We start from the raw sequence: 24,137 nt of genomic DNA on the forward strand, positions 1-24,137 counted from the left end.
TGACAATACCTGCGGCTGTGGTTAAGCCGCCCCTCCAGTTTTACGCATGTGTCAGCGGGCGGCCGCAGTGGTGCCCGACGCTGTGAGCGCAACGCCGGCCGGCCCGTGAAACAATCGGACCGGCTCACAAGAACCAACAGCGAGCACAGGAGACACAGCACCATGCGTATCGGAGTCCTCACCGCGGGCGGCGACTGCCCCGGCCTCAACGCTGTGATCCGTTCGGTGGTGCACCGCGCCCTCACCGGCCACGACGACGAGGTCATCGGTTTCGAGGACGGATTCAAGGGACTGCTGGACGGCCGGTACCGCAAGCTGGACCTGGACGCCGTCAGCGGCATCCTGGCCCGCGGCGGCACCATCCTCGGCTCCGCCCGCCTGGAGCGCGCCCGGCTGCGCGAGGCGTGCGAGAACGGCAAGGACCTGGCCCGCGAGTACGGCATTGACGTGCTCATTCCCATCGGTGGCGAGGGCACGCTCACCGCGTCGACGATGCTCGCCGACGCCGGCCTGCCGATCGTCGGTGTGCCCAAGACCATCGACAACGACATCTCCGCCACCGACCGCACCTTCGGCTTCGACACCGCCGTCGGCGTCGCCACCGAGGCCATCGACCGCCTGAAGACGACCGCCGAGTCGCACCAGCGGGTCATGGTCGTCGAGGTCATGGGCCGGCACGCGGGCTGGATCGCGCTGGAGTCCGGGATGGCCGGCGGCGCCCACGGCATCTGCCTGCCGGAGCGCCCCTTCGACGTGAACGACCTGGTCGCCATGGTCGAGGAGCGCTTCGACCGGGGCAAGAAGTTCGCCGTGGTCTGCGTCGCCGAGGGCGCCCACCCCGCCGAAGGCACGATGGACTACGGCCACGGTGAGATCGACCAGTACGGCCACGAGCGCTTCCAGGGCATCGGCACCGCCCTCGCCCGCGAGCTGGAGCACCGCCTCGGCAAGGAGGCCCGCCCGGTCATCCTCGGCCACGTCCAGCGCGGCGGCACGCCCACCGCGTACGACCGCGTGCTGGCCACCCGCTTCGGCTGGCACGCCGTCGAGGCCGCGCACCGCGGCGACTTCGGCCAGATGACCGCCCTGCGCGGCACCGACATCGTGATGAGCCCGCTGGCCGACGCGGTCACCGAGCTGAAGACCGTGCCGGTGAGCCGGATGGACGAGACCGAGTCGGTCTTCTGACCCACCGCCTCCGCATCTGACGGCGCGCGTTCCCCGCCGGGGGAGCGCGCGCCGTCGCGTTTGCCCGGGACGAGTTCCCGGCGCCCGGCGTACGTCCTCGGCACCCGTACGGGCCGGCATTCCGGTTAACCGGCCCGTGAGGAGGTACCCGGTGCGCACGAGGAAGGAGGCGTGACCGGAATGAGCGATTTCGTGGATCACCGGACGGCCCGGCCGGACAGCAGGCCGGTCAACGAACTGGTCACCCAGGCGTCGGAACAGCTCTCCGACCTGGTGCGCGACGAGATGCGGCTGGCGCAGACGGAACTGGCCCGCAAGGGCAAGCGCTTCGGCGTGGGCGGCGGACTGCTCGGCGGCGCCGGCACGGTGGCGTTCCTGGCGGCCCAGGCCCTGGTGGCGACCGCGATCATCGCGCTCGGGCTGGTGCTGCCGCTGTGGGCGGCGGGCCTGGTGGTCGTGGGCGTGCTGCTGGTGCTGGCGGCGGTCCTGGGGCTGCTGGGGCGGCAGCGGATCCGCCGGGCCACCCCGCCGGTGCCCGAGGAGGCCGTACGCAGCGTCCGGCAGGACATCGAGACGATCAAGGAGAGGGCCCGGCGATGACCCGTGACCCCGGCAAGGACGGCACCGCGAGCCCGGCGGAACTGCGCGCCCGCATCGAGCAGACCCGGCAGGAACTGGGCGACACCGTCGCCGCGCTCGCCGACAAGGCCGATGTGAAGAGCCGCGCCCAGGAGAAGGCGGCCCGCGTCAAGGACCGGACGCTGCACCGGACCGCGGCGGTCACGGACCGGATGGCCGGTTCCCCCGCCGTCCGCACGGCCGCCGTCGCGGGCGGCGCGCTGCTGGCCGGCGTCCTGGTGCTGCGCCGCCGCGCCCGGTCCCGGGTGCGCCCGTATCCGCTGCGTACGACACTGCGTAAGGAGCTGCGGACGAGGAAGAAGAGCCAGCGCCCGCTCGCCAAGGCGGGCACCAAGGCCCGGCGGGCCTGCCGGAGCAAAGGACACCACTGATGATCAAACTTCTCTACAAGCCCCTGGGGATGGCGTTCGGCGTCCTCGGCGGGGTGCTGGCCGGTGCCCTGTTCAAGCGCCTGTGGAAGCTGGTCGGCGGCGAGGAGGACGCGCCGAACGCCACGGACGAGGAACGCCGCTGGCGTGAGGTGCTGCCCGCCGCCGCGCTCCAGGGCGCGACGCTCGCGGTGGTCAAGGCGGCCGTGGACCGCAGCGGCGCGGTGGCCGTCCGCAAGGCCACCGGCACCTGGCCGGGCTGAGCGCCCGGGGGCCCGGCCCCCGTACGCCGTAGCCGCCCCGGCGCCGCCGCGCGGCAGGTCCACGCGGCGGCGCCGTTCCGTACGCCCGCGTGCAACCCGGCCGTACCTCCGCACGGCGGCGGCGCCGCCCCCGTCACGGCCGGGGATCGGTGCGGTGCCAGCGGGGGCGGGCGTCACCACCCCGGCGGCCGGCGACGGACGCGCAGCGGGGGCACACCCGCTGGACGCGGTCCGCGGCCCCGCCGGACTCGGGCAGGATGTCGGGCCAGGCGATGTGCGGGAACCGCGCCAGTTGCGAGCGGCTGAGCGAGAGACCGCACACGGTCTGGTTCAGCCCCTGCTCCCAGGCGTGCACCTCGCCCGCCGGCAGCCGGCGCCCGTCCTCGTCGTCCACCCACTGGCCCGATCCCGCGACCGCGTACCGCTTCGCCGCTGCCATGCCCGATCGTTCCTCCTCCCGTGGCGCCCCGCGCGCGGGAGGCGCGGGGGACCACCTCGGTGCACACGCGGCACGGCCCCGCCGGATCGCCGGCAGGGCCGTGCCGCAGGGCGTCGTCCGTGCGTTCACCGTGCCCGTCAGGAGGCGACGGTATGCCGCGCGTCGGGTACGCAGTGGGTCATGGTCAGCCCGGACACGTCCCGCGGCGGATTGTCGCCGAGGCGCGACAGCCGCTCCCGGTCCTCGTCCGTCAGGTCCTGACTCGCCAGCGGCTCCAGATGGGCGACGTCCTTCGGGCCGATGCCCAGCCCCTCGCCGACCCGCAGCCCCAGCTCGTTCTCGACCAGCAGGAAGTGCCACACCATCCGCTCCTGCACCGGCCGGTCGGCCTGGGAGATCAGGTCGGTGAGGTTCTTGACGAGGTCGTCGCGCTCCCAGTCCTCCATGAGCCGGAAGCGCTGGCCCGCCTGGAGGTAGTCGTTGGTGCGCGGGATGCGCTTGCGGGTGAGCCGGCCACGGACCTCCGGCCCCTGCTCGTCGTGGGTCGGGTAGGTGCCCTCCCGCAGGCCGCCGGTGATCGACGGCTCGTAGTTGACCTCCGGGTTCTGCCCGTGCCGGTCCTGCTCGTACGCCATCAGACCGTCGCGCTGGTTGGTGTGGACGGCGGCGTGCTTGGCGCGGTTGACCGGGAGCTGGAGGTAGTTCGGGCCGACGCGGTAGCGCTGGGTGTCGCTGTAGGAGAAGGTCCGGCCGACGAGCATCTTGTCGTCGGAGAAGTCCAGGCCGTCGACGAGGACGCCGGTGCCGAAGGAGATCTGCTCGTTCTCGGCGAAGTAGTTGTCCGGCATCCGGTCGAGCACCATCCGGCCCACCGGGCGGGGCGGGAAGTCCTGCTCCGGCCAGGTCTTGGTGTCGTCCAGCGGGTCGAAGTCCAGCTCCGGGTGGTCGTCGTCGCTCATCATCTGGACGACCAGTTCCCACTCGGGGTGGTCGCCCCGCCGGACCGCCTCGTACAGGTCCTTCGTCGCGTGGCCCAGCTCCCCGGCCTGGACGGCGGCGGCGTCCGCCGCGGTCATGCTGCGCACGCCCTGCTTGGGCAGCCAGTGGTACTTGACCAGGACGGTGTCCCCCGCCTCGTTCACCCATTTGTAGGTGTTGACGCCGAAGCCCTGCATGTGCCGGTAGTCGGCCGGGATGCCGCGCGGGCTGAAGAGGTTGACCAGCATGTGCATCGACTCCGGTGTCTGCGACATGAAGTCGAAGATGCGGGCCGGCTTCTGCTCGTGCGAGACCGGGTCGGGCTTGAGGGCGTGGATGACGTCGGGGAACTTGATGGCGTCCCGGATGAAGAAGACGCCCAGATTGTTGCCGACCAGGTCCCAGTTGCCGTCCTCGGTGTAGAACTTCACCGCGAAGCCGCGCGGGTCGCGGGCCGCCTCGGAGGAGTCCCGGCCGCCGATCACGGTGGAGAACCGCACGGCGACCTCGGTGCGCCGGCCGGCCTCCTGGAACAGCCTGGCCCGGGTGAAGCGGCCGATCGGCTCGTCACCCCACTTCCCGTAGCTCTCGAAGTACCCGTACGCGGTCACGCCACGCGCGTGCACGACCCGCTCGGGGATGCGCTCCCGGTCGAAGTGGCTGATCTTCTCGATGAACTGGTAGTTCTCCAGCGTGGCCGGCCCGCGCGCGCCGACCGTCCGCTGGTTCTGGTTGTCGTAGACCGGGTGGCCTTGCCGGTTGGTGAGCACCGGGCGGTCGTCGCCGGGTGCCGGTCCCTGGCTTGCTACGTCTGTCACTGCTCTCGGTTTCCTTCAGCACTCGAAAGGCGCTCGGGTCCGCGCCGTGGGTGGGGCCCCGGAAGGACAGAGGTACCCACTGGGGCGTCGGTGGTGCGGACGCTCACCTTTTTGGGGCAGTGCCGCCGGGGCGCGTTCTCAGTGGTCCGGCGACGGCTCCCGCCCCGTACGGTGGCGCCGGTGCGGCCGGCGCAGGCGGTCCGGCCAGGTACGGGTGTCCCGCGGCTCCACGTACGGCTCCTCCCGCGACGGGTGCCCCTCGGTGATCGCCCGCTGCCGGGCCAGCTCGGCGTCGAACTCCAGACCCAGCAGGACCGCCAGGTTCGACAGCCACAGCCAGACCAGGAAGATCACGACGCCCGCCAGGGTGCCGTACGTCTTGTTGTACGAGCCGAAGTTCGCGACGTACAGCGCGAAGCCCGCCGAGGCGGCCAGCCACAGGGCGACGGCCAGGAAACTGCCGGGGGTCAGCCACCGCAGCCCCTGGTTCCGCACGTTCGGCGTGGCGCGGTACAGGATGGTGATCATCAGCACCACGAGCAGGACCAGGACGGGCCACTTGGCGACCGACCAGACCGCCAGACCGGTGTCACCGATGCCCAGGCCGCGGCCCGCCTGCCGGGCCAGCGAGCCGGTGAAGACCACGATCACCGCACTGGCGGCCAGCAGCACCATCAGCACCACTGTCACACCCAGCCGCAGTGGCAGGGTCTTCCACGCCGGCCGCCCCTCCGGCAGGTCGTAGACGGCGTTGGCGGCCCGGATGAAGGCCGCGATGTAGCTGGAGGCCGACCACAGCGCGGCCAGCAGCCCCAGCACGGCCAGCACACTGCCCGTACCGGGCCCGTTCTGGAGCTGGCGCACCGCGCCGCTCAGGATCTGCTGAGCGGCGTCCGGCGTGATCTCCTCAAGGGTGCCGAGCACGGCGTCGGTCGCCGACTTCCCGATCACCCCGAGCATCGAGACCAGCACCAGCAGCGCGGGGAAGAGGGAGAGCACCCCGTAGTACGTGAGGCCCGCGGCGCGGTCGTGGAGCTCGTCGTCCACGAACTCCTTGACCGTACGCCGCAGTACGGACCACCACGAGTGGGCCATCAGCGTGGTGGGTTTCTCGGACGAGGATTCGGCTGCCATGCCGCTGCGAGTTGCCCTTTCGGGGCGGCCGAACCCTTCTTCGGCGCAGTCCCCGGTGCACGAAGACGTCCGCCCCGTCCCTGGGGGAAGAGGGACGGGGCGGACGGGCGGGCGGAGCAGGCGCCTTCGGGGTCACTGGGCGCCGATGGACTCCAGCATGTTCAGACGGGCGGCGCGGCGGGCCGGCCAGGCGGCGGCGAGGACGCCGACGACCAGGGCGATCGCCAGGAAGATGCCCAGGCGGTCCCACGGCAGGATCATCTCGTACGTCGGCATCGCGCCGGCCGCCATCTTGCCGCCGGCCCAGGCGAGGAAGACGCCCACGCCGATGCCGAGCACCGCGCCGAACAGGGAGATGACGACGGACTCCAGGCGGACCATCTGCTTGATGCCGCTGCGGGCGAGGCCGATGGCGCGCAGCATCCCGATCTCACGGGTGCGTTCGAAGACCGACATGGCCAGGGTGTTGACGACACCCACCACCGCGATGATCACAGCCATGCCGAGCAGTCCGTAGACCATGTTCAGGACGGTGTCGATGCTGCCGGCGTTCTCCTTGCGCAGCGCGTCCTTGTCCTGGACCTTGAGCAGCGGGCTGTCGCCGAGGGCCTTGCGGATCTCCTTCTCCAGCCCGGCGTCGGGCCCGTCGGCCGTCTTGACCAGGACCTTCTCGTCCTTGACGGGCTTGTTGTGCGGGTCGACCAGCGCGGTGGAGCCGAACAGGTCGCCGACGGTGGCGTTGTCCTCGTAGACGCCGGCGACCTTCAGCCGGGCCTTCTCCTTCTTCTCCGTGCCGGTGAAGAAGCCCACCTCGTGGGTCTCGCCCGTCTTCCAGTGCAGCTTCTCCGCCCGGCTGCGGGAGACCGCGACCCCGCCGTCGCGCACGGCGTCCATCGATCCGCTGACGAACGTGAGGTCGGTGACCTTGTCGAGGTGCGCGAGGTCGGTGCCGGTGATCGAGCCGTAGCCGCTGCCGCCGTCCGTCTCGAAGGCGGCCGAACGGAAGGGCACCGCCGCCTGCACGCCGGGCAGCCGCGCGGCCTTCTTCGTCAGTTCGGGCTCCAGGCCGCGGAAGTTGGCCGTGGTGACCTGGTAGTCCGCGGTCAGGCCCTGGGCGGCCATCTCGTCCGAGGCCCGCTGGCCCGAGACGCCGGCGACCGTCATGCCGGTGATCAGGGTGAGGCCGATCATCAGCGCGGAGGCGGTGGCGGCGGTGCGGCGCGGGTTGCGCAGCGCGTTCTCCTTGGCCAGCTTGCCGCTGACGCCGAAGACCCGGGTGGTGACCTTGCCGACCAGCGAGACCAGCGGCCGGGACAGCAGCGGCGCGAGGATGATGACGCCGACCAGGGTGAGCGCCGAGCCCGCCATGGCGGGCGTGATGTCCTCGGCGTCCTTCAGGGTGGACACATAGAGCATGATCGCGACGCCGGCGGCGGTGACGACCGCGCCGATGGTGTTGCGGACGACCAGGCCGCGCAGCCTGGGCGCCGCGTCCACGGTGTTCAGCGCCTCGACCGGGGCGATCTTCGCGGCCTTGCGGGAGGGCAGCCAGGCGGCCAGTACGGTCACCAGCACGCCGACGCCGAGCGCGGACAGTACGGAGTTGGGGCTGATGACCAGCGGGCCGTCGGGGAAGCCGGCGCCGTTGGCGTTGAGCACGGCGCGCATGGTGACCGCGATGCCGGTGCCGAGGGCGAAGCCGACGACGGAGGAGACCAGGCCGAGCAGGCCCGCCTCGGCGAGCACCGAGCGCACCACCTGGCGGCGGGAGGCGCCGATCGCCCGCATCAGCGCGATCTCGCGGCTGCGCTGGGAGATGAGCATGGTGAAGGTGTTGGCGATGATGAAGATGCCGACGAACAGCGCGATACCGGCGAAGACCAGCAGTGTCTTGCTCATCGCCTGGTTGCTCTGCTCGACCATCTTGGCCTGCTCGGCGGCGAGCACGGCGCCGCTGGTGGCCGTCGCGCGGTCCTTCGGCAGCAGCTTCTCGACCGCGGCGGTCAGCGCCTTCTCGTCGGTGCCGGGCTTGGCGGCCACCACGAGTTCGTCGTACTGGCCGGGGTGCACGAACAGCTTCTGGGCGGTGGCGGTGTCGAACAGCGCGAGGCTGCCGCCCGCGGTGACCTGCGGGTCCTCGGAGTGGACGATACCGACGAGCTTCTTGTGCAGGGCCGGTCCGTCGGTGGCGAAGCGCACGGTGTCGCCGAGCTTCAGGCCGCCCTTCTCGGCGGTGGCCTCGTCGAGGGCGATCTCGCCGGCCGAGGCCGGGCCGCGGCCCTGGACGACCGGGTAGCGGCTGTCCTTGCCGCCCGCGCCCGGCTGGTAGTTGGTGGCCACGTTCTGCCAGTCGTTGCCGATCGGCTGGTTGTCCTTGTCGGCGACGGTGGCGCGGCCGCTGACGTTGGCGTGCACGGCGGCCACGCCCGGCAGCGCGCGGACCTGGTCGGCCAGCCGGTCGGTGAGCAGGGTCGTGCGGTTCTGCCCGTCCTCGGGGATGGGCGGCGCGTCGCCCGAGGTGGCCTGTACGGAGACGGCCACGTCCTTGAAGCTCTTGGCCGAAGCCTTCTTGACGGCCTCGCCGACCGTGTCGCTGAAGACCAGGGTGCCGGAGACGAAGGCCACGCCGAGGAGGACCGCGAGGGCGGTCATCATCAGGCGGGCTTTGTGCGCGAGCACGTTGCGCAGGGCGGTTCGGAACATGGTGGTGGTGTCAGTCCTGGGGTGAGGTGTCGGCGGCGGGTCAGCTCGTACGGTTCTTGGCGTCGAACAGCCGCATCCGGTCCAGGACGGCGTCGGCGGTCGGCTCGTACAGCTCCTCGACGATCCGGCCGTCGGCGAGGAAGATCACCCGGTCCGCGTAGGCGGCGGCGACCGGGTCGTGGGTGACCATGACGACGGTCTGCTGCATCGCCCGTACGGATTCGCGCAGGAAGCCGAGCACCTCGGCGCCGGAGCGGGAGTCGAGGTTGCCGGTCGGCTCGTCGGCGAAGATGATCTCGGGCTGGGAGGCGAGCGCGCGGGCCACCGCGACGCGCTGCTGCTGGCCGCCGGAGAGCTGCGCGGGCCGGTGCTTGAGCCGCCCGGACAGGCCGACGGTCTGCACGATGCGGTCCAGCCAGTTCCGGTCGGGCCTGCGGCCCGCGATGTCCATCGGCAGCGTGATGTTCTCCAGCGCGGTCAGCGTCGGCAGCAGGTTGAACGCCTGGAAGATGAAGCCGATCTTGTCGCGGCGGAGCTGGGTGAGCTTCTTGTCGTTCAGACCGGTCAGCTCGGTGTCCCCGATCAGGGCCGAGCCGGACGATATGGAGTCCAGGCCCGCCATGCAGTGCATCAGCGTGGACTTGCCGGAACCGGACGGCCCCATGATCGCGGTGAAGCGGCCCCGGCCGAACTCGACGGACACCTGGTCCAGCGCGACCACCTGGGTCTCCCCCTGCCCGTAGACCTTGCTCAGGTCCGTGGCACGGGCGGCGACGGCCGCGGTGGCTCGGGCGGGGGCGGGGAAAGCGGCCGCGTGGGACACGGGTGAACTCCTGGGAAGGGGACGGGCGGGGCCGCCGGGGCGGTCGGGCCCCGGCGGAACACCGGTCTCGCGGGGCCGGAAGGGGCCCGGGAGCCAGGTGGGTGGTGCAGTCCCATTCTTCGTGGTCCGGGGCCCCGATGCCTCAGTCCGAAGTGGTGAAAGCGGTACCGGCCGGAAGTCCGACCCGGGCGGGAGCCGTCATCCCGTGGGGGGACGGACGTCCGACTTGTGGCCGACACGAGGAGAGGCCCCGGCGGCCGGTCCGGGCCCGAAGTCCGGTGCGGCGGCCGGGCGGCGCAGCTCGTGAAAGCCCGGTACGGAAGCGAGCTTCAGGAGACCGTCCCACAGCCGTCCCGCCGCCTCTCCCCGGGGTGCGGGGGAGACCACCGGTCCGAAGAAGGCCACCCCGCCCACCGCGACGACCGGCGTGCCGACGTCCGTTCCGACCAGGGCGACGGCGCGCGCGTGCGAGGCCCGGACCGCCGCGTCGTACTCCGTGGTCCACGCCGCCGCGGCCACCTCGCGCGGCAGTCCCGCGTCCGACAGCGCGCGCTCGATCCCGTCCCACTCGCCCCGGTGGTGCAGCCGGACGCCGAGCGCCCGGTAGAAGCGGCCCAGCGCCTCGTGCCCGTACCGCTGTTCCACCGCCGCGCAGGCCCGTACCGGCGCCCACAGGTACGCGCCCCACTCGCCGTCCGGGTCCTCGGGGTTGACCTCACGGCCCTCGTTGAGCACTTGGAGGCTCATCAGCCGCAGCCGTACCCCGACCGGGCGGACCCGGGTCACTTCCCGGAGCCACTGCGCGGCGATCCAGGTGTACGGACAGACCGGGTCGAACCAGAAGTCCGCGGTGACCCCGGAGCCGTCGGCCGCCGCCCACGTCACCGCCTCCGCCGCCCGGCCCGGCGTCCCGCCCGCCGTCCCGTCCACCTGTGCCCTCCCCGTCGTCGGGACCGGACGCGGTCAGCCACCGCCGGTGCGCGCCCAGAACGTCTCCAGGATGCCATCGAGGAACGTCTGCCCGGCGTGCCCCGATGCGTCGGCGCTCCCGCCACCGCCCCAGTTCAGCGAAGCGGCCATCAGCCCTTGGTAGTCGCCGTGCAGCCCCCGGAGTGCCGCCTGCACACGCGGCCTCGGCAGCGGGACGAGCTTGGCGACCGGCCGTACGTACGCCTGCCAGCGGGTGGTCGTGGCACTGCGCAGCAGTTCGGTGAGCCGGGCGTCCCGGCCGGTCAGCCGGATCAGCGCGCGGGGCGGCAGCCGCAGCGCCTCGGCCAGCCCGGCCGCCTGCCGGTCGTTGCCGGACCAGGTCCCGGCCGCCTCCGTCCGCGCGTACGTGGCGGGGTCCATCCCGATGCGCAGCGCCAGGTCGTCCGCCGCCAGGCCGCGCGCGAGCCGGTGTTCGCGCAAGGTGCGCGGCGCCGCGAGCAGTTCGCCCGGCGCGCACCACAGGGCCCCGGCCAGCGCGGCCAGCTCGGCTTCCGAAGGTGACGCCTCGCCCCGCTCCCAGGCGGCCACGGCCGCGGGCGGCACCCGTAGCCCGTACGCCGCCCAGAGCCCGTACGCGACATGCGCGTGCGTCATGCCGAGCGCCTCGCGCAGCCGCCGCGCCGCCGCGGCGTCGAACGGCGGTCCGGGCGGTCCGCCGGTGGGGTGCGTGGTCACCGGCACACGGTAGGGGCGGCGGCACCGGCGCACCTATGGTGCGGAGGTACAGGAAGCGAAGTCGTAGGAAGCTACGGCGGCTCGGAGTCCGCCCCGCTCACCCCGGGCGCTGGACACCGGGTTTTGGATGTCCGGCGCGTCGGGGTGCTTGCGGCGCGAGGACGCGCGGTACTCGCACCACCCCCGTTTGCCACCCCGACGGCGCCGGAGACATCGACTGTGCAACGCCGCGGAGTTGTCCGAAAGTGCAGCTCGCCCGGGACAAACAAGTCGGACAATGGGAGATCGGGCCGCGGGGGGCGGCCCCGGCGCAGGAAGAAGGTGGCGGGGATCGCAGGGGGAGGACAGCACAAGCCCCGGCTGGGACGGCCCGAACGGCCGGTGGATCCGCAGGCCGGGCCGGTGGAGCGGCTGGCCTGGGAACTCCGGCAACTGCGGCAGCGGGCCGGGACGCCGAGCTACCGCACGCTCGCCAAAACGGCGCACTATTCGGCCAGCACCCTGGCGGAGGCGGCCAAGGGGGAGCGGCTGGCGACGCTGGACGTCGTGCTGGCCTACGCCCAGGCGTGCGGCGGGGAGCGTGCCGAGTGGGAGGCGCGGTGGCGGGCGGCCGCCGGGGCCGGCGGCGACGAACCGCTCACGGCCCGGTGCCCGTACCCGGGGCTGGCCGCCTTCGAGGCGGCCAACGCCGCCGAGTACTTCGGCCGGGCGACCCTCATCAAGGAACTGTCCGGACGCGTCGAACAGCACGCGCTCACCGTGGTCTTCGGCGCCTCCGGAAGCGGCAAGTCCTCCTTGCTGCGGGCCGGGCTGCTGCCCCACCTCGGCGCGCACTGGCACCCCGTACTGCTGACCCCGGGAGAGCGGCCGCTCACCGCCCTGGCGGCGGCGGTGGCCCGCCTGGTGGCGGAACCCGGCCCGCCGGGCGGCGGAGGCCCGGCCGCCGACACGGTTCCCGCGGTGGGCGAGGCGGCCGCGGCGGTGGGGGCCGCGGGGGAGGAGGCCGGGGCCGGGGCCGAAGGGGGGACGGGGGCGGGCGGGGCCGCGGATATGGACGAGCAGGCGCGTACGGACGAGCAGGCGCGTACGGACGTCGGCCCCACTCCCGCCCCCGAAGCCCTCACCCCCGAAACCCCCACTCCCGAAACCCCCGCCCCCGAAACCCCCACTCCCGAAACCCCCACTCCCGAAACCCCCGCCCCCGAAACCCCCGCCCCCGAAACCCCCGCCACCCCCCTCCGCCGCAGCATGGACGACGACCCCGCCGCGCTCGACCTGGCCCTGCGCACCTGGCTCGCCGCGCGGCCCGACTCCGCCCGCGCGCTGCTGGTCGTCGACCAGTTCGAGGAGGTCTTCACGCTCTGCGCCGACGAGGCCGAACGCACCGCCTTCCTCGGCGCGGTGGCCGACCTGGCCCGCTCCGACGACCGGCGGATCCGGCTGGCCGTCGGCATCCGGGCCGACTTCTACGCGCGCTGCTTCGTCCACCCGGGACTGGTCGCCGTGTTGCGTACGGCCGCCCAGCTACCCGTCGGGCCGCCCAGCCGGGCCGAGTTGCGGGACATCATCGCCGAGCCCGCCGTCCGGTCCGGCGTCCAGGTGGACGCCGACCTGGTGGAGGCGGTGCTCGCCGAGGCGGCCGGCCAGCCGGGCGCGCTGCCGCTGGTCGGGCACGCGATGCGGGAGGCGTGGCAGCGGCGGAGCGGCGACACCCTGCGGCTGGCCGACTACCGCGCCACCGGCGGGATGCGGGGCGCCGTCGCGCAGACCGCCGAGCGGATGTACGAGGAGGCCGCGCCCCGGCAGCGGGACGTGCTGCGGGCGGTGTTCCTGCGGCTGACCGCGCTCGGCGAGGGGACGGAGGACACCCGGCGCCGGCTGGCCCGCCGCGAACTGGACGGTCTGGCCGAGCCGCAGGAGATCGACGGGCTGCTGCGCAAGCTGGCCGCCGCCCGGCTGGTGGTGGTGTCCGAGGGGACGGTCGAGGTCGCCCACGAGGCCGTGATCCGGGCGTGGCCCCGGCTGCGGCACTGGCTCGACGAGGACCGGGAGGCGCTGCGGACCCACCGCAGGCTCACCACGGCCGCCGAGGCGTGGCACGAACTGGGCCGCGACGCGGGCGCGTTGTACCGGGGCGCGCAGTTGGCCGGCGCGCAGGCCTGGGCGCGGGCGCACGGCGCCGCGCTCAACGCCCTGGAACGGGACTTCCTGCGCAGCGCCACCGGCGCCGACCGGCGTCGCGGCCGCCGTGCCCGCTGGCTCACCGCGTCGCTCGGCACCCTGCTCGTGCTCGCCCTGATCGCCGCGGGCATCGCCTTCGAACAGCGGGCGGACGCCGAGGCGCAGCGCCGGATCGCGGTGTCCCGGCAGTACGCGGCGGAGGCCGCCGAGCTGCGCCGGGAGCAGCCCCAGGCGGCGGCACTGACCGCGCTGTACGGCTACCGGCAGGCGGCGACGGTCGAGGCGCGGGGCAGTCTGCTGAGCGCCTACGGCGCGTTCCGCGCCAACCAGTTCACCGGCCACACCGGCGTCGTGACGGCCGTGGCCTTCAGCCCGGACGGCCGCACCCTGGCCACCGGCTCGGTGGACCGTACGGTCAAGCTGTGGGACACCGCCACCGACCGGCTGCGCGGCACCTTGATCGGCCACATCGGCCCGGTCTACGCCCTCGCCTTCAGCCCGGACGGCCGGTACCTCGCGAGCGCCGGGGACGACACCACCGTACGGCTGTGGGACGTCGCGAACCGCCGCCTGCTCGGCGTGCTGGACGGCCCTTCGGGACGGGTGATGTCGCTGTCCTTCTCCCAGGACAGCCGCACCCTCGCGTCCGGCAGTACGGGCGAGGCGGTCCGGCTGTGGGACGTCGCCTCGCGGCGCCCGGTCGCCGACCTCACCGGGCACCAGGGCAATGTGACGGCGGTGTCCTTCTCGCCGGACGGGAAGGTCCTGGCGTCGGCCGGTGACGACCGTACGGTCCGGCTGTGGGACGCGCGCACCCACCGGCCGCTGGCCACCCTCACCGGACACGTCCAGCCGGTGTTCGCGCTGGCCTTCAGCCCGGACGGGCGGAGCCTCGCCAGCGGAGGCGGGGACCGTACGGTACGGCTGTGGGACGTCGCGAGCCGGCGCCGGGCGGGCGAACTCACCGGTACGGCCGACCGGGTCACCGCCCTGGCCTGGTCGCCGGACCGCCGTACCCTCGCCGTGGGCAGCTACGACGGCATCGTCCGGCTGTGGGACGTGAACCGCCGGCACGCGCGGGAGAAGTTCACGGCGCGCGTGGAGTCGGCGAGCGCGCTGTCCTACGCGCGCAACGGCACCGCCCTGGCCGCGCCGGCGGACGACGACACCGGCACGGTCCGGCTGTGGCGCGCCGCCGGCCACGGCCGGGAGCGGCTCGGCGGCCGGGAGGGCGGGATCACCTCGGTCGCGGTGTCCCCGGACGGCCGGACCATCGCCGCCGCGGGCAGCGAGCTGACGCTGTGGTCCGCCGACCGGCCGCGGCCGCTGCGGTCGCTCGCCGCACCGCCCGGGGCGATCACCAGTCTGGAGTTCTCACCGAGGGGTGATGTCTTCGCGTCCGTGCACGCCGACCGTACGGTCCGGCTGTGGGACGTGCGCTCCGGCCGGATGCTCGCCGCGCTGCGCGGGCACACCAACACCGTACGGCAGGTGGCCTTCTCGAAGGACGGCAAGCGGCTGGCCAGCGTCGGGGACGACCGCCACCTGTTCCTGTGGGACGTGGCGCGTCACCGGCGTACGGCCGCGCGCCAGCTCTCGGGCAGCGGCTCCACCGTCACCTTCTCGCCGGACGGCAGGAACCTGGCGGTCACCGAGAACGCCCACAACCGGGGCGTCGTACGGCTGTGGGACACGGTCACCCTCGAAGAGGTCGCCCGGTTCACCGGCCGTTCCTACCCGGTCTTCGCCGCCGCCTTCGCCGACGACGGCAAGACCCTGGCCACGTCCGGCACGGACCACGACATCCTGCTGTGGGACGTTCCGGGGCGCCGCCTGGCCGCCACGCTGCGCGGTCACTCCAGCAGTGTCGCCTCGCTGGCCTTCAGTCCGGACAGCCGCTTCCTGGCCTCGGGCGGGGACGACGACACCGTACGCCTGTGGGACGTGGCCGCCCGCAGTACGACGGCCGTGCTGTCCGGGCACACCGGCAGTGTGCTGTCCCTGTCGTACTGGCCCGGCGGCCGGTCGCTGGTCAGCGGCAGCGCGGACGGCACGGTGCGGGAGTGGTCCGTCGATGTCGGTGCGACGGCCGAGAACATCTGCCGGCTGAGCCGGGAGGGCCACTGGGGGCAGACGGCGCGGGGCGTGCCGTCCGACTGGTACTGCCGGTGAGCCGCCGGGACCGCGCCGGCGCGGCGTTCCCTCAGTGCAGGGTGAGGCCGAACGCCTGGAGGACCGGGACGACCGGCTGGAGGTAGGTGGTGCCGCCGGAGGCGCAGGCGCCGCTGCCGCCCGTGGCGAGGCCGACGGCGGTGCTGCCGGAGACGGCGGGGCGGCCCGCGGCCGTACCCGGCTCGGTGCAGGCCGACGTCCGGACGAGCCCGTACACGGTGCCCTCCGGGTGGTTCACGCTGACGTTCACGGCGTCCACCCGCCCGCAGTGCTGCCCGGTCGCGGAACCGGGCAGGCACACCGACCGGCCGACGACGGGCCGGGCGGCGCCGGTGACGTCGAGGTACCGGCCGCCGCCGAGGTCGACCTCGCCGGGGTAGGAGACGGCCGGGCTGGTGTAGCGGACGAGGGCGTAGTCCTCGCCGGGGAAGCGCACGGCCTCGGTGACGCCGACGTGGACGGTACGGGCCGCGTCGGCGTACCAGTCCTGGGCGCCGCCCGCACACCGGCCCTCCATGATCGCGTAATAGCTGCCGCCCTTGGTGGCGTTGAAGCCGACGGTGCAGCGGCCGGACGCGCTGTACAGGACGTTGCCGCCGCGGACCGCCGTCGGGGCGGCAGCCGCTGTCGGCACGGTGGACAGGGCAGCCACCGCGGCAGCGGTCAGCACGGTCAGGGAACGGAGCACGGCGACGGGTCTCGGTCTCACGATTCCTCCTCGGGAGGGACGGGTCAGCCCTTCACCGCGCCGCCCAGCGCGAACCCGCCGCCCAGCCGGCGCGAGATCAGCACGTACAGCAGGACGACCGGCGTCGAGTACAGGATCGAGAACGCCGCCAGTTGGCCGAAGGCGATGGCGCCGTAGTTGCCGAAGAAGGTGAAGATGCTGACGGAGGCGGGCAGTTGCCCGGGGGACAGGAGCAGCAGGAACGGGACGAAGAAGTTGCCCCACATGATGGCGAAGGTGTAGACGGTCACGACCGTGACACCCGGCCCCATCAGCGGCAGGATCACCCGCCACAGCGTCTGGAACCAGGACGCGCCGTCGGTCCAGGCGGCCTCTTCGAGGACCTTGGGGATGCCGTCCATGAAGTTCTTCATCAGCCAGATGGCGAACGGGAGCTGGGAGGCGGCGAGGAACAGCGCGGTGCCGTACACGGTGTCGATCAGATCGACCTGGACGAACAGCGCGTACACCGGGACCATGACCGCGGTGACGGGCAGGCAGGTGGCGAACAGGACGGTCAGCAGGTACGGGCGGCTGAACCGGGAGCGGTAGCGGGACAGCGGATAGGCCGCCAGCGCCGCGCAGGCGACCGTCAGGGCGGTGGCGCTGCCGCACAGCACCAGGCTGTTGCGCATCGGCGTGAAGGTGATCTCGTCCGTCAGGACCGCCGAGAAGTTGTCCAGCGACGGTGATCCCGGTACGCGGACCCGCAGCGTCGCCTCGGTGTCCAGCGAGGCGAGCACCAGCCAGGCCAGCGGTACGGCGAAGGCGGCGGTCACGGCGAACAGCGCCGCGTCGGCGGCGAGGCGGTGCCGGGTGCGGCGGGTCAGCAGTGGCCGGGCACGGGAGGCGGGCAACCGCGTCACACCTCCTCGCGCAGCAGACGCAGGTAGACGACGGAGAAGAGGGCGCCCACCACGAGCAGCAGCAGGGCGACGGCGGTGCCGTACCCGATCAGCGACTTCAGGAACGCCTGGTCGTACATGAACACCGGCAGGGTCTGGCTGCGGTTGCCGGGCCCACCGCGGGTCATGGCCCAGATCAGCCCGAACACGGAGAGGGTCTGGAGGGTGTTGAGCATCAGGTTGGTGCCGATGGAGCGGCGGATCATCGGCAGCGTCACGTGCCACAGCCGCTGCCGGCCGCTCGCCCCGTCCACCTCGGCGGACTCGGTGACCTCCTGGGGGATTTCGGAGAGCGCGGCCGAGTAGATCAGCATCGAGAAGGCCGTGCCCCGCCAGACGTTGGCGCACGACACGGCCAGGATCGGCAGCGTGAACAGCCAGTTCTGCGACGGCAGGTGCAGCCAGTCCAGGATCGCGTTGAGTGTGCCGCGCCGCTCGAAGAACGTGTACAGCAGGAAGCCCGCGACGATCTCCGGCAGCACCCAGGCGGTGAGGACGACCGCGCCGGTGACCGTGCGGACGGTCTTGGAGGCGCGCCGCATCAGCGCGGCGAGTGCCAGGCCGAGGGTGTTCTGGCCCAGGACCGACGAGATCAGGGTGAAGACCAGGGTCAGGACGACGGCGTTCAGGAACGCGGGGTCGCCGAAGGCGTGCCGGAAGTTGTCCAGACCCACGAAGGAGGCGGACTCCTGGCCGGTCAGCTGCGTGTCGGTGAAGGCGATGTAGACGCAGTAGCCGATGGGCCCGGCGAGGAAGAGCAGCAGCAGGACGGTCGCGGGGGCCAGCGGTGTCCAGCGCAGCAGGGCCGTACGGCGGGGCCGTGCACCGCGGCCCGCCGTGCCGTGCGCGCTGGTCGTGGTGGCGGACCGGCTCATGGCTTGGCGACGACCTGTCCGTCCACGACGGACTTCAACTGCTCGTCGTAGTCCGCTGCTGCCTTCCGCGGCGTCGCGTCACCGGAGGTGACCGCCTCCATCGCCTCGCCGATCGCCGCCGACACCTTGGGGTAGACGGGCAGCGCCGGACGGTAGTGGCTGACCCGCACCAGGTCGGTGAAGAAGTCGATGCCCGGGAGGGACTTCAGGTACGCGGGGTCCGCCGCCACGTCCTTGCGTACGGCGATCTGGGCGCCGCGCACACACCACTCCAGCGCGTTGCGCCGCGTCTGGAACGTCTCGATCAGCTTCCACGCCAGGTCGGGCTGTTGCGCCTGCCGCGGTACCGACCAGGTCCAGCCGCCCGCCAGGCTGACCCGGCCGGGTGCCGCGCCGTTCTGGGTGGGGAACGCCGTCCGGCCCAGCGTCGTCGGCCACTCGGGCCACGGCTTGCCGCCGCCCTTCGGCTGCCACTGCTGGCCCAGCCACGAGCCGTCCAGGTTGATCGCGAGCTTCTCCTCGGGCATCAGCTCGGTGGCGACGTTGGTCTGGATGTTGGGGCTGAGCGCGTCGGACACGTCGGGACCCAGCTTCTCCGCGTACACGGTGCGGATGAACTCCAGACTGTCCCGGAAACCCTTGCTCCCGGTGACCCACTTCTTCGCCGCCGGGTCGTAGAGCTGGTCCTTGCCGGTGCCGTACAGCAGCATCTCGAAGCCCTGCATCACGGCGGCCTCGCCCGCGCCCTTGCCGGTGTAGACGTTCAGCGGGATGACGCCGGGGACCTCGCGCTTTACGGTGCGGGCCGCGTCCAGCACCTCGTCCCAGGTCTTCGGCTGCCAGTTCTGCGGGAGTCCGGCTTTCTTGAAGATCTTCTTGTTGAACCACAGGCCGCGGGTGTCCGTGCCGTCCGGTACGCCGTACGTCCTGCCGTCCTGCGCCCGCGCGGCGGCCTTCGCGGCCGGTTCGAACTGTTTCCAGTCCGCCCACGTGGCGAGGTGGTCGTCCAGCGGGCGCAGCAGCCCGGCGGTGATGTCCGAGTTGATCAGAAAGGTGTCCTCGTAGACCAGGTCGGGGGCGGTCTTCGGGGAGCGCATCATCTGCTGGATCTTGGCGTAGTAGTCGTTCTCGGACGCCTGGATCGGAAGCAGCTTGACCTTTTTGCCGGGGTGGGCCTTCTCGAACGCGCGGGCCACCGCCTCGATGTAGTCGTCCCGGACCGTCACCTTGTTGTTGGTGTCCTTGATGAACGCGACCTCGACGGTGTTCTTGTCACCTCCCGAGCCGCCGCAGGCGGTGAGCGCGCCGGCGGCCAGCACGGCGGAGGTGAGCAGAGCCATCGGAGCGGTGCGGCGCACGGCATGACCTCCAACTAGCCACGGCAGTCTGCCCGGTGACCGTAAGTCAGGGATAAAGGGAGGTCAATGCCCCATCCAGCGGTACCGCAATTCGGGACGGCCCACCTGACCGTACTGCGGGGCGCGGGCGGCCCGGCCCGTGTCGACGAGATGTTCGAGGTAACGGCGGGCCGTGATACGGGAGATGCCGATCTGTTCGGCGGCCGCGGTGGCGCCGAGGCCGCCGGGGGCGGCACGCAGCGCGTCGGTCACCAGGCGCAGGGTCGCCGCGGTCAGCCCCTTGGGCAGCGCGGCGGGCTGCGGCGCGCGCAGGGCCGCGAGGGCCCGGTCCACCTCGTCCTGCCCGCTGGCCTCGCCGGCGGTCGCGCGGAAGGCGGCGTACCGCAGCAGCCGGTCGCGCAGCGTGGCGAACGTGAACGGCTTCAGCACGTACTGCACGACGCCGAGCGAGACACCCTCCCGGACGACGGCCAGATCACGCGCCGAGGTGACGGCGATGACGTCGGCGCCGTACCCGGCCGCCCGCAGCGACCGGACGAACGCCAGGCCGTGCCCGTCCGGCAGGAAGAGGTCCAGCAGGATCAGGTCGACGCGGTGCCGGTCCAGGTGCCGCCGGGCCCCGGCGACGGAACGCACCGTCCCCGACACGGCGAACCCCGGCACCCGGCCCACGTACAGGGCATGGGCGTCCGCCGCCACCGGGTCGTCCTCGACGACGAGCACCCGCAGCGGCGGCGCGGCTTCCGTGTGCGGCCCGGTCATCCGGCGGTGCCCGCCCCGGCCGGGGCGGGCAGCGGCAGACGTACCGTGAACTCGGCGCCGCCCTCGGGCGCCGCACCCGCCCGTACGGTCCCGCCGTGCCGCCGCACGGCCTGCCGTACGAGCGCCAGTCCCAGCCCGCGGCCCGCGCCGCCCTTCGTGCTCCACCCCCACCGGAACACGTCCTCCGCGTCCGCCGCTCCCCGTACGCCGCCGCCGTTGTCCGCCACCCGCAGCAGCAGTTCCCCGCCGTCGGCCAGCGCGGTGACCCGCACCCGGGCGCCCTCCGGCGCCGCCTCGATCGCGTTGTCCAGGAGGTTGCCGAGGACCGTGACCAGGTCGCGCGGCGGCAGGGACGCGGGCAGTACGCCGTCGTCGATCCGGCTGTCGGCGGTCAGCTCCAGCTCGACGCCGTGCTCGTGGGCCTGCGCGGCCTTGCCGAGGAGCAGGGCGGCGAGGACGGGTTCGGCGACCGCGCCGACGACCTGGTCGGTCAGGGCCTGGGCCAGCTCCAGTTCGGCGGTGGCGAACTCCACGGCCTCGTCCGTACGGCCCAGCTCGACCAGGGAGACGACGGTGTGCAGCCGGTTGGCGGCCTCGTGCGCCTGCGAGCGCAGCGCCCGGGTGACCCCGCGCACGGAGTCCAGCTCGCCGGAGAGGGCCTGGAGTTCGGTGTGGTCGCGGAGGGTGACGACGGTGCCGCGCCGTTCGCCGCCGGAGACCGGCGAGGTGTTGACGACCAGCACCCGGTCGTCGGTGAGGTGGAGTTCGTCGGTGTGCGGGGCGGGGGAGAGGAGGGTGTCGGTGAGGGGCGCGGGCAGGCCGAGCCCGGTGACGGGCCGCCCGACGGGGTCGCCGCGCAGGCCGAGGAGTTCGCGCGCCCCGTCGTTGAGGAGCGCCACCCGCCGCTGCCCGTCCAGCATCAGCAGCCCCTCGCGCACCGCGTGCAGCGCCGCCTCGTGGTAGTCGTGCAGGCGGCCGATCTCCGCGGCGTTCATGCCGTGGGTGTGCCGGCGCAGCCGCGCGTTGACGAGGTACGTGCCGAGTCCGCCCAGCGCGAGCGCCCCGGCCGCGACGGCGGACAGCGCCAGCACCTCCCGCCGCAGCCCGTCGCTGATCGCCTCGACGGTGATGCCGGAGCTGACCAGGGCGACGATGCGCCCGCCGTCCTCCCGGTCCCGCACCGGCGTGATCACCCGTACGGAAGGGCCGAGCCGGCCCCGGTGCGTCTCGGTGTAGGTCCGGCCCGCCCGCGCCTCCTCGGTGCGTCCCAGGTAGGTGCGGCCGATGGCGGACGGCTCGGGGTGCGTCCACCGCCTGCCCGCCGGGTCCATGACCACGATGAAGTCGACCCCGGCGGCCCGCCGCAGCCGCTCGGTGTACGGCTGGAGTTCCGCGGTGGGATCGGCCGAGCGCACCGCGCGCGCCACCGCGGGCGCGTCGGCGACCGCGGCGGCCACCGCCGTCGTCTGCCGCCGCGCGGTCTCCTCGGCCTGCCGCCCGGCGCTGACGTACGCGAAAGCGGCGTACCCCGCCACCACCACGCCGACCAGCGCCACCTGCACGGCGAACAACTGCCCGGCCAGGCTGCGCGGCCACCGGACGCGAGGGCGGCGCGCGCCCGTCGCACCAGGTGCTGGGCGCGCGCTGCGCGGCGGGTCCCCCCGTCGGGAACGTGGCATGGCCGACAGTCTGCCCGTTCCTTGACGCGTGAACGAAATGCACGCAAGGGTGACGGGCGCCACAACGCCGTGCATAGTCACCGGGACTGTTCTGCGTACGGGCCGCGTACCGGCACGACACGGGCCGCGTACGGGTTGCAGAGCCGCAGACCGGCGCAGGACCGAAGACCGAGGAGTCAGCCGTGGCCGCACACACCCCACCGCCCGGGGGGACGACCGAGGAGACCGCACCGCAGCAGAAGCGGGACCGGACGCATTACCTCTACATCGCCGTGATCGTCGCCGTGCTCGCCGGCATCGCCGTGGGCTTCGCCGCCCCCGGCTTCGCCGTCGGGCTGAAGCCGCTGGGCACCGGCTTCGTGAACCTGATCAAGATGATGATCTCGCCGGTGATCTTCTGCACGATCGTGCTGGGTGTCGGCTCGGTCCGCAAGGCCGCCAAGGTCGGCGCGGTCGGCGGTCTGGCACTGGGCTACTTCATGGTGATGTCCACGGTCGCGCTGGGCATCGGCCTGGTGGTCGGCAACATCCTGGAGCCGGGCTCCGGTCTGCACCTGACCGAGTCGCTGCGGCACGCGGGACAGGCCCAGACCAAGGGTGGCGCCGAGTCGACCACGGACTTCCTGCTCGGCATCATCCCGGAGACGCTGGTCTCCGCGCTCACCCACGGCCAGGTGCTCCAGACGCTGCTGGTGGCGCTGCTCGTCGGCTTCGGCCTCCAGGCCATGGGCGCCTCCGGCGAGCCCGTGCTGCGCGGCATCGGGCACCTCCAGCGCCTGGTCTTCCGCGTCCTGTCCATGATCATGTGGGCCGCGCCGGTGGGTGCGTTCGGCGCGATGGCCGCGGTGGTCGGCGCGACCGGCGTGGACGCGCTGAAGTCGCTCGCCGTCATCATGGTCGGCTTCTACGTGACCTGTCTGCTATTCGTCCTGGTCGTGCTCGGCACGCTGCTGCGCCTGATCGCCGGGGTGAACATCTTCTCCCTCCTGAAGTACCTGGGCCGGGAGTTCCTGTTGATCCTGTCCACCTCCTCCTCCGAGTCCGCGCTGCCGCGGCTGATCGCGAAGATGGAGCACCTGGGCGTCAGCAAGCCGGTCGTCGGCATCACCGTGCCGACCGGCTACAGCTTCAACCTGGACGGCACCGCCATCTACCTGACGATGTCCTCGCTGTTCATCGCGGAGGCGATGGGCAGCCCGCTCTCCATCGGCCAGCAGGTCTCGCTGCTCGTCTTCATGATCATCGCGTCCAAGGGGGCGGCCGGCGTCACGGGCGCCGGACTGGCGACGCTGGCCGGCGGCCTCCAGTCGCACCGCCCGGAACTGGTCGACGGCGTCGGCCTGATCGTCGGCATCGACCGCTTCATGAGCGAGGCCCGCGCCCTGACCAACTTCGCGGGCAACGCGGTGGCCACCGTCCTGGTCGGCACCTGGACCAAGGAGATCGACAAGTCCCGGGTGGGCGAGGTGCTCGGCGGCCGCCTCCCGTTCGACGAGCGGACGCTGAGTGCGGACGGGCACGGTCCGGACGGCACCGCGGCGGCCGGCCCGGCGGCCCGGCCCACGGGCGGCTCCAAGGAACCCGCGAAGGTCTGATCCGGGCCGCGGCCGTTCGGCACGCGATGCGTCACCATGGGCGGTGCGTACGGGTTTTCCGTGCGCACCGCCCGTACGCGTATGGGCGCGACGTGCCGGAGGCAGCCCCTGGGCCGGCGCGCGCGGCACGTAGGCGCTGTGCTTTTCTTTCGGGAGTCGTACGGGGCCTGGCTGTCGGGCGGGCCGGGAACTCTCGCGATGCGGCCGGGTTCTCAGTCAGCCACCGTCGGCGACGCCTCCGCCTCCCGTACCGCTTCCGCCACCCGCCCGGCCGGCACCCCCGCCGCCGCCAGCACGGTCTCCGCCGCCGCGTGGCCCGCCGCCTCGGCGCGCAGGTCGCCGTCGTTGACCGCCTGCATCAACCCGAACAGCATGTGCTCGTGTACGTGCGCGAGCGCGCGTGGCGTGAGCGGTGAGCGGAACAGTCCTGCTTCCAGGCCGCGCGTCAGGATGGTTGTCGCCCGGCGCCGTACGGGCTCCAGGCGGACCCGGATGCCCGCGTCCGTGACGCTGCACTGGGCGAGCGAGACCAGCAGCCGGTAGCGGTCGGCGCACGCCCAGGTGGCGAGGGTGGCCCGGGCCAGCGCCACGTCGGCGGGCTCGGACGGGTCGGCCGCGCCGTCGGCGAAGGCGGTCGTCACGTCCTCGACGGCGGCGTCCGTCAGGGCGGTGATCAGCGCCTCCCGGCTCGGGAAGTGGCCGTAGACGGTGCGCCGCACCACCCCGGCGGCGCGGGCGATCTGATCCATGGTCGCGTCCGGGTGCCGCAGCAGTTCGGCCAGCGCGATGTCCATGATCCGGCGGCGGTTGGCGTGGGCCCGGCTGGTGAGTGCGGTCATGGCGCGGCGGCTCCTCGGTCGGCGGA

Annotated in this window: 20 protein-coding genes; 6 read left to right on the top strand and 14 right to left on the bottom strand. The window is 73.0% G+C overall.

What is annotated here, in order from left to right:
* Nucleotides 1–162 precede the first annotated feature (162 nt).
* From ACZ4QV_RS02535 to ACZ4QV_RS02550, 4 genes are all read left to right on the top strand, one after another.
* Complete coding sequence (locus tag ACZ4QV_RS02535; protein WP_030025262.1) at nucleotides 163–1,188, top strand: ATP-dependent 6-phosphofructokinase; 1,026 nt, start codon at nucleotides 163–165, stop codon at nucleotides 1,186–1,188.
* Nucleotides 1,189–1,368: 180 nt separating this feature from the next.
* Nucleotides 1,369–1,788, top strand: a complete 420-nt coding sequence (locus ACZ4QV_RS02540) for a phage holin family protein (protein WP_361146302.1) — start codon at nucleotides 1,369–1,371, stop codon at nucleotides 1,786–1,788.
* Nucleotides 1,785–2,198, top strand: a complete 414-nt coding sequence (locus tag ACZ4QV_RS02545; protein ID WP_361146299.1) for a DUF3618 domain-containing protein — start codon at nucleotides 1,785–1,787, stop codon at nucleotides 2,196–2,198. The genes ACZ4QV_RS02540 and ACZ4QV_RS02545 overlap by 4 nt, the downstream gene beginning before the upstream one ends.
* Complete coding sequence (locus tag ACZ4QV_RS02550; RefSeq protein ID WP_361146296.1) at nucleotides 2,198–2,458, top strand: DUF4235 domain-containing protein; 261 nt, start codon at nucleotides 2,198–2,200, stop codon at nucleotides 2,456–2,458. The genes ACZ4QV_RS02545 and ACZ4QV_RS02550 overlap by 1 nt, the downstream gene beginning before the upstream one ends.
* A gap of 133 nt (nucleotides 2,459–2,591) precedes the next feature.
* Here ACZ4QV_RS02550 and ACZ4QV_RS02555 read toward each other — a convergent pair whose 3' ends face one another.
* From ACZ4QV_RS02555 to ACZ4QV_RS02585, 7 genes are all read right to left on the bottom strand, one after another.
* On the bottom strand, nucleotides 2,592–2,897 hold the full coding sequence (locus ACZ4QV_RS02555) for a hypothetical protein (RefSeq protein WP_361586188.1): 306 nt from the start codon (nucleotides 2,895–2,897) through the stop codon (nucleotides 2,592–2,594).
* A 137-nt stretch (nucleotides 2,898–3,034) separates the two neighbouring features.
* The gene (locus ACZ4QV_RS02560) at nucleotides 3,035–4,693 is read right to left on the bottom strand and encodes a catalase (RefSeq protein ID WP_467762498.1); all 1,659 of its coding nucleotides are present in this window, start codon (nucleotides 4,691–4,693) and stop codon (nucleotides 3,035–3,037) included.
* A gap of 138 nt (nucleotides 4,694–4,831) precedes the next feature.
* On the bottom strand, nucleotides 4,832–5,827 hold the full coding sequence (locus ACZ4QV_RS02565) for a YihY/virulence factor BrkB family protein (RefSeq protein ID WP_361146287.1): 996 nt from the start codon (nucleotides 5,825–5,827) through the stop codon (nucleotides 4,832–4,834).
* A 132-nt stretch (nucleotides 5,828–5,959) separates the two neighbouring features.
* Complete coding sequence (locus ACZ4QV_RS02570; RefSeq protein ID WP_361586195.1) at nucleotides 5,960–8,530, bottom strand: ABC transporter permease; 2,571 nt, start codon at nucleotides 8,528–8,530, stop codon at nucleotides 5,960–5,962.
* 40 nt (nucleotides 8,531–8,570) lie between these two features.
* Nucleotides 8,571–9,353: an ABC transporter ATP-binding protein gene (locus ACZ4QV_RS02575; protein ID WP_467762499.1), complete on the bottom strand. Its 783-nt coding sequence runs from the start codon at nucleotides 9,351–9,353 to the stop codon at nucleotides 8,571–8,573.
* Nucleotides 9,354–9,551: 198 nt separating this feature from the next.
* Nucleotides 9,552–10,238 (bottom strand): mycothiol-dependent nitroreductase Rv2466c family protein, encoded by a 687-nt coding sequence (locus ACZ4QV_RS02580; protein ID WP_361147342.1) that lies wholly within the window; start codon nucleotides 10,236–10,238, stop codon nucleotides 9,552–9,554.
* Nucleotides 10,239–10,316: 78 nt separating this feature from the next.
* The gene (locus ACZ4QV_RS02585) at nucleotides 10,317–11,024 is read right to left on the bottom strand and encodes a helix-turn-helix domain-containing protein (protein WP_361586200.1); all 708 of its coding nucleotides are present in this window, start codon (nucleotides 11,022–11,024) and stop codon (nucleotides 10,317–10,319) included.
* Between the two features lie 315 nt (nucleotides 11,025–11,339).
* Between ACZ4QV_RS02585 and ACZ4QV_RS02590 the strand changes: the two genes are divergently transcribed.
* On the top strand, nucleotides 11,340–15,371 hold the full coding sequence (locus tag ACZ4QV_RS02590; RefSeq protein WP_467762500.1) for an nSTAND1 domain-containing NTPase: 4,032 nt from the start codon (nucleotides 11,340–11,342) through the stop codon (nucleotides 15,369–15,371).
* A 31-nt stretch (nucleotides 15,372–15,402) separates the two neighbouring features.
* On the opposite strand, the gene ACZ4QV_RS02595 is transcribed toward ACZ4QV_RS02590, so the two are convergent.
* The 6 genes from ACZ4QV_RS02595 to ACZ4QV_RS02620 form a co-directional block, all read right to left on the bottom strand.
* Nucleotides 15,403–16,080: a S1 family peptidase gene (locus tag ACZ4QV_RS02595; protein ID WP_361634129.1), complete on the bottom strand. Its 678-nt coding sequence runs from the start codon at nucleotides 16,078–16,080 to the stop codon at nucleotides 15,403–15,405.
* Between the two features lie 23 nt (nucleotides 16,081–16,103).
* Nucleotides 16,104–16,955 carry a carbohydrate ABC transporter permease gene (locus ACZ4QV_RS02600; protein ID WP_361146271.1) on the bottom strand — a complete coding sequence of 284 codons (852 nt, stop codon included), beginning with the start codon at nucleotides 16,953–16,955 and terminating at the stop codon, nucleotides 16,104–16,106.
* A gap of 5 nt (nucleotides 16,956–16,960) precedes the next feature.
* Nucleotides 16,961–17,878: a carbohydrate ABC transporter permease gene (locus tag ACZ4QV_RS02605; RefSeq protein ID WP_361586207.1), complete on the bottom strand. Its 918-nt coding sequence runs from the start codon at nucleotides 17,876–17,878 to the stop codon at nucleotides 16,961–16,963.
* The gene (locus ACZ4QV_RS02610; RefSeq protein ID WP_361146265.1) at nucleotides 17,875–19,236 is read right to left on the bottom strand and encodes an extracellular solute-binding protein; all 1,362 of its coding nucleotides are present in this window, start codon (nucleotides 19,234–19,236) and stop codon (nucleotides 17,875–17,877) included. The genes ACZ4QV_RS02605 and ACZ4QV_RS02610 overlap by 4 nt, the downstream gene beginning before the upstream one ends.
* A gap of 63 nt (nucleotides 19,237–19,299) precedes the next feature.
* Nucleotides 19,300–19,998: a response regulator gene (locus ACZ4QV_RS02615; protein ID WP_361586210.1), complete on the bottom strand. Its 699-nt coding sequence runs from the start codon at nucleotides 19,996–19,998 to the stop codon at nucleotides 19,300–19,302.
* Nucleotides 19,995–21,677 (bottom strand): sensor histidine kinase, encoded by a 1,683-nt coding sequence (locus tag ACZ4QV_RS02620; RefSeq protein ID WP_361616644.1) that lies wholly within the window; start codon nucleotides 21,675–21,677, stop codon nucleotides 19,995–19,997. The genes ACZ4QV_RS02615 and ACZ4QV_RS02620 overlap by 4 nt, the downstream gene beginning before the upstream one ends.
* Before the next feature lie 182 nt (nucleotides 21,678–21,859).
* Between ACZ4QV_RS02620 and ACZ4QV_RS02625 the strand changes: the two genes are divergently transcribed.
* Entirely contained in the window at nucleotides 21,860–23,272 is a 1,413-nt protein-coding gene (locus ACZ4QV_RS02625; RefSeq protein WP_361146256.1) for a cation:dicarboxylate symporter family transporter, read from the top strand.
* 212 nt (nucleotides 23,273–23,484) lie between these two features.
* Here ACZ4QV_RS02625 and ACZ4QV_RS02630 read toward each other — a convergent pair whose 3' ends face one another.
* On the bottom strand, nucleotides 23,485–24,111 hold the full coding sequence (locus tag ACZ4QV_RS02630; protein ID WP_361146253.1) for a TetR/AcrR family transcriptional regulator: 627 nt from the start codon (nucleotides 24,109–24,111) through the stop codon (nucleotides 23,485–23,487).
* Nucleotides 24,112–24,137: the final 26 nt, after the last annotated feature.

The sequence above is a fragment of the Streptomyces sp. NPDC026394 genome, from assembly GCF_055567735.1.

Excerpts from the sequence above, each read along its gene's own strand:
- ACZ4QV_RS02565 (WP_361146287.1), bottom strand. The coding sequence starts at position 5,827 with ATGGCAGCCGAATCCTCGTCCGAGAAACCCACCACGCTGATGGCCCAC.
- ACZ4QV_RS02540 (WP_361146302.1), top strand. The coding sequence starts at position 1,369 with ATGAGCGATTTCGTGGATCACCGGACGGCCCGGCCGGACAGCAGGCCG.
- ACZ4QV_RS02545 (WP_361146299.1), top strand. The coding sequence starts at position 1,785 with ATGACCCGTGACCCCGGCAAGGACGGCACCGCGAGCCCGGCGGAACTG.
- ACZ4QV_RS02550 (WP_361146296.1), top strand. The coding sequence starts at position 2,198 with ATGATCAAACTTCTCTACAAGCCCCTGGGGATGGCGTTCGGCGTCCTC.
- ACZ4QV_RS02615 (WP_361586210.1), bottom strand. The coding sequence starts at position 19,998 with ATGACCGGGCCGCACACGGAAGCCGCGCCGCCGCTGCGGGTGCTCGTC.
- ACZ4QV_RS02605 (WP_361586207.1), bottom strand. The coding sequence starts at position 17,878 with ATGAGCCGGTCCGCCACCACGACCAGCGCGCACGGCACGGCGGGCCGC.
- ACZ4QV_RS02620 (WP_361616644.1), bottom strand. The coding sequence starts at position 21,677 with ATGCCACGTTCCCGACGGGGGGACCCGCCGCGCAGCGCGCGCCCAGCA.
- ACZ4QV_RS02570 (WP_361586195.1), bottom strand. The coding sequence starts at position 8,530 with ATGTTCCGAACCGCCCTGCGCAACGTGCTCGCGCACAAAGCCCGCCTG.
- ACZ4QV_RS02630 (WP_361146253.1), bottom strand. The coding sequence starts at position 24,111 with ATGACCGCACTCACCAGCCGGGCCCACGCCAACCGCCGCCGGATCATG.
- ACZ4QV_RS02555 (WP_361586188.1), bottom strand. The coding sequence starts at position 2,897 with ATGGCAGCGGCGAAGCGGTACGCGGTCGCGGGATCGGGCCAGTGGGTG.
- ACZ4QV_RS02535 (WP_030025262.1), top strand. The coding sequence starts at position 163 with ATGCGTATCGGAGTCCTCACCGCGGGCGGCGACTGCCCCGGCCTCAAC.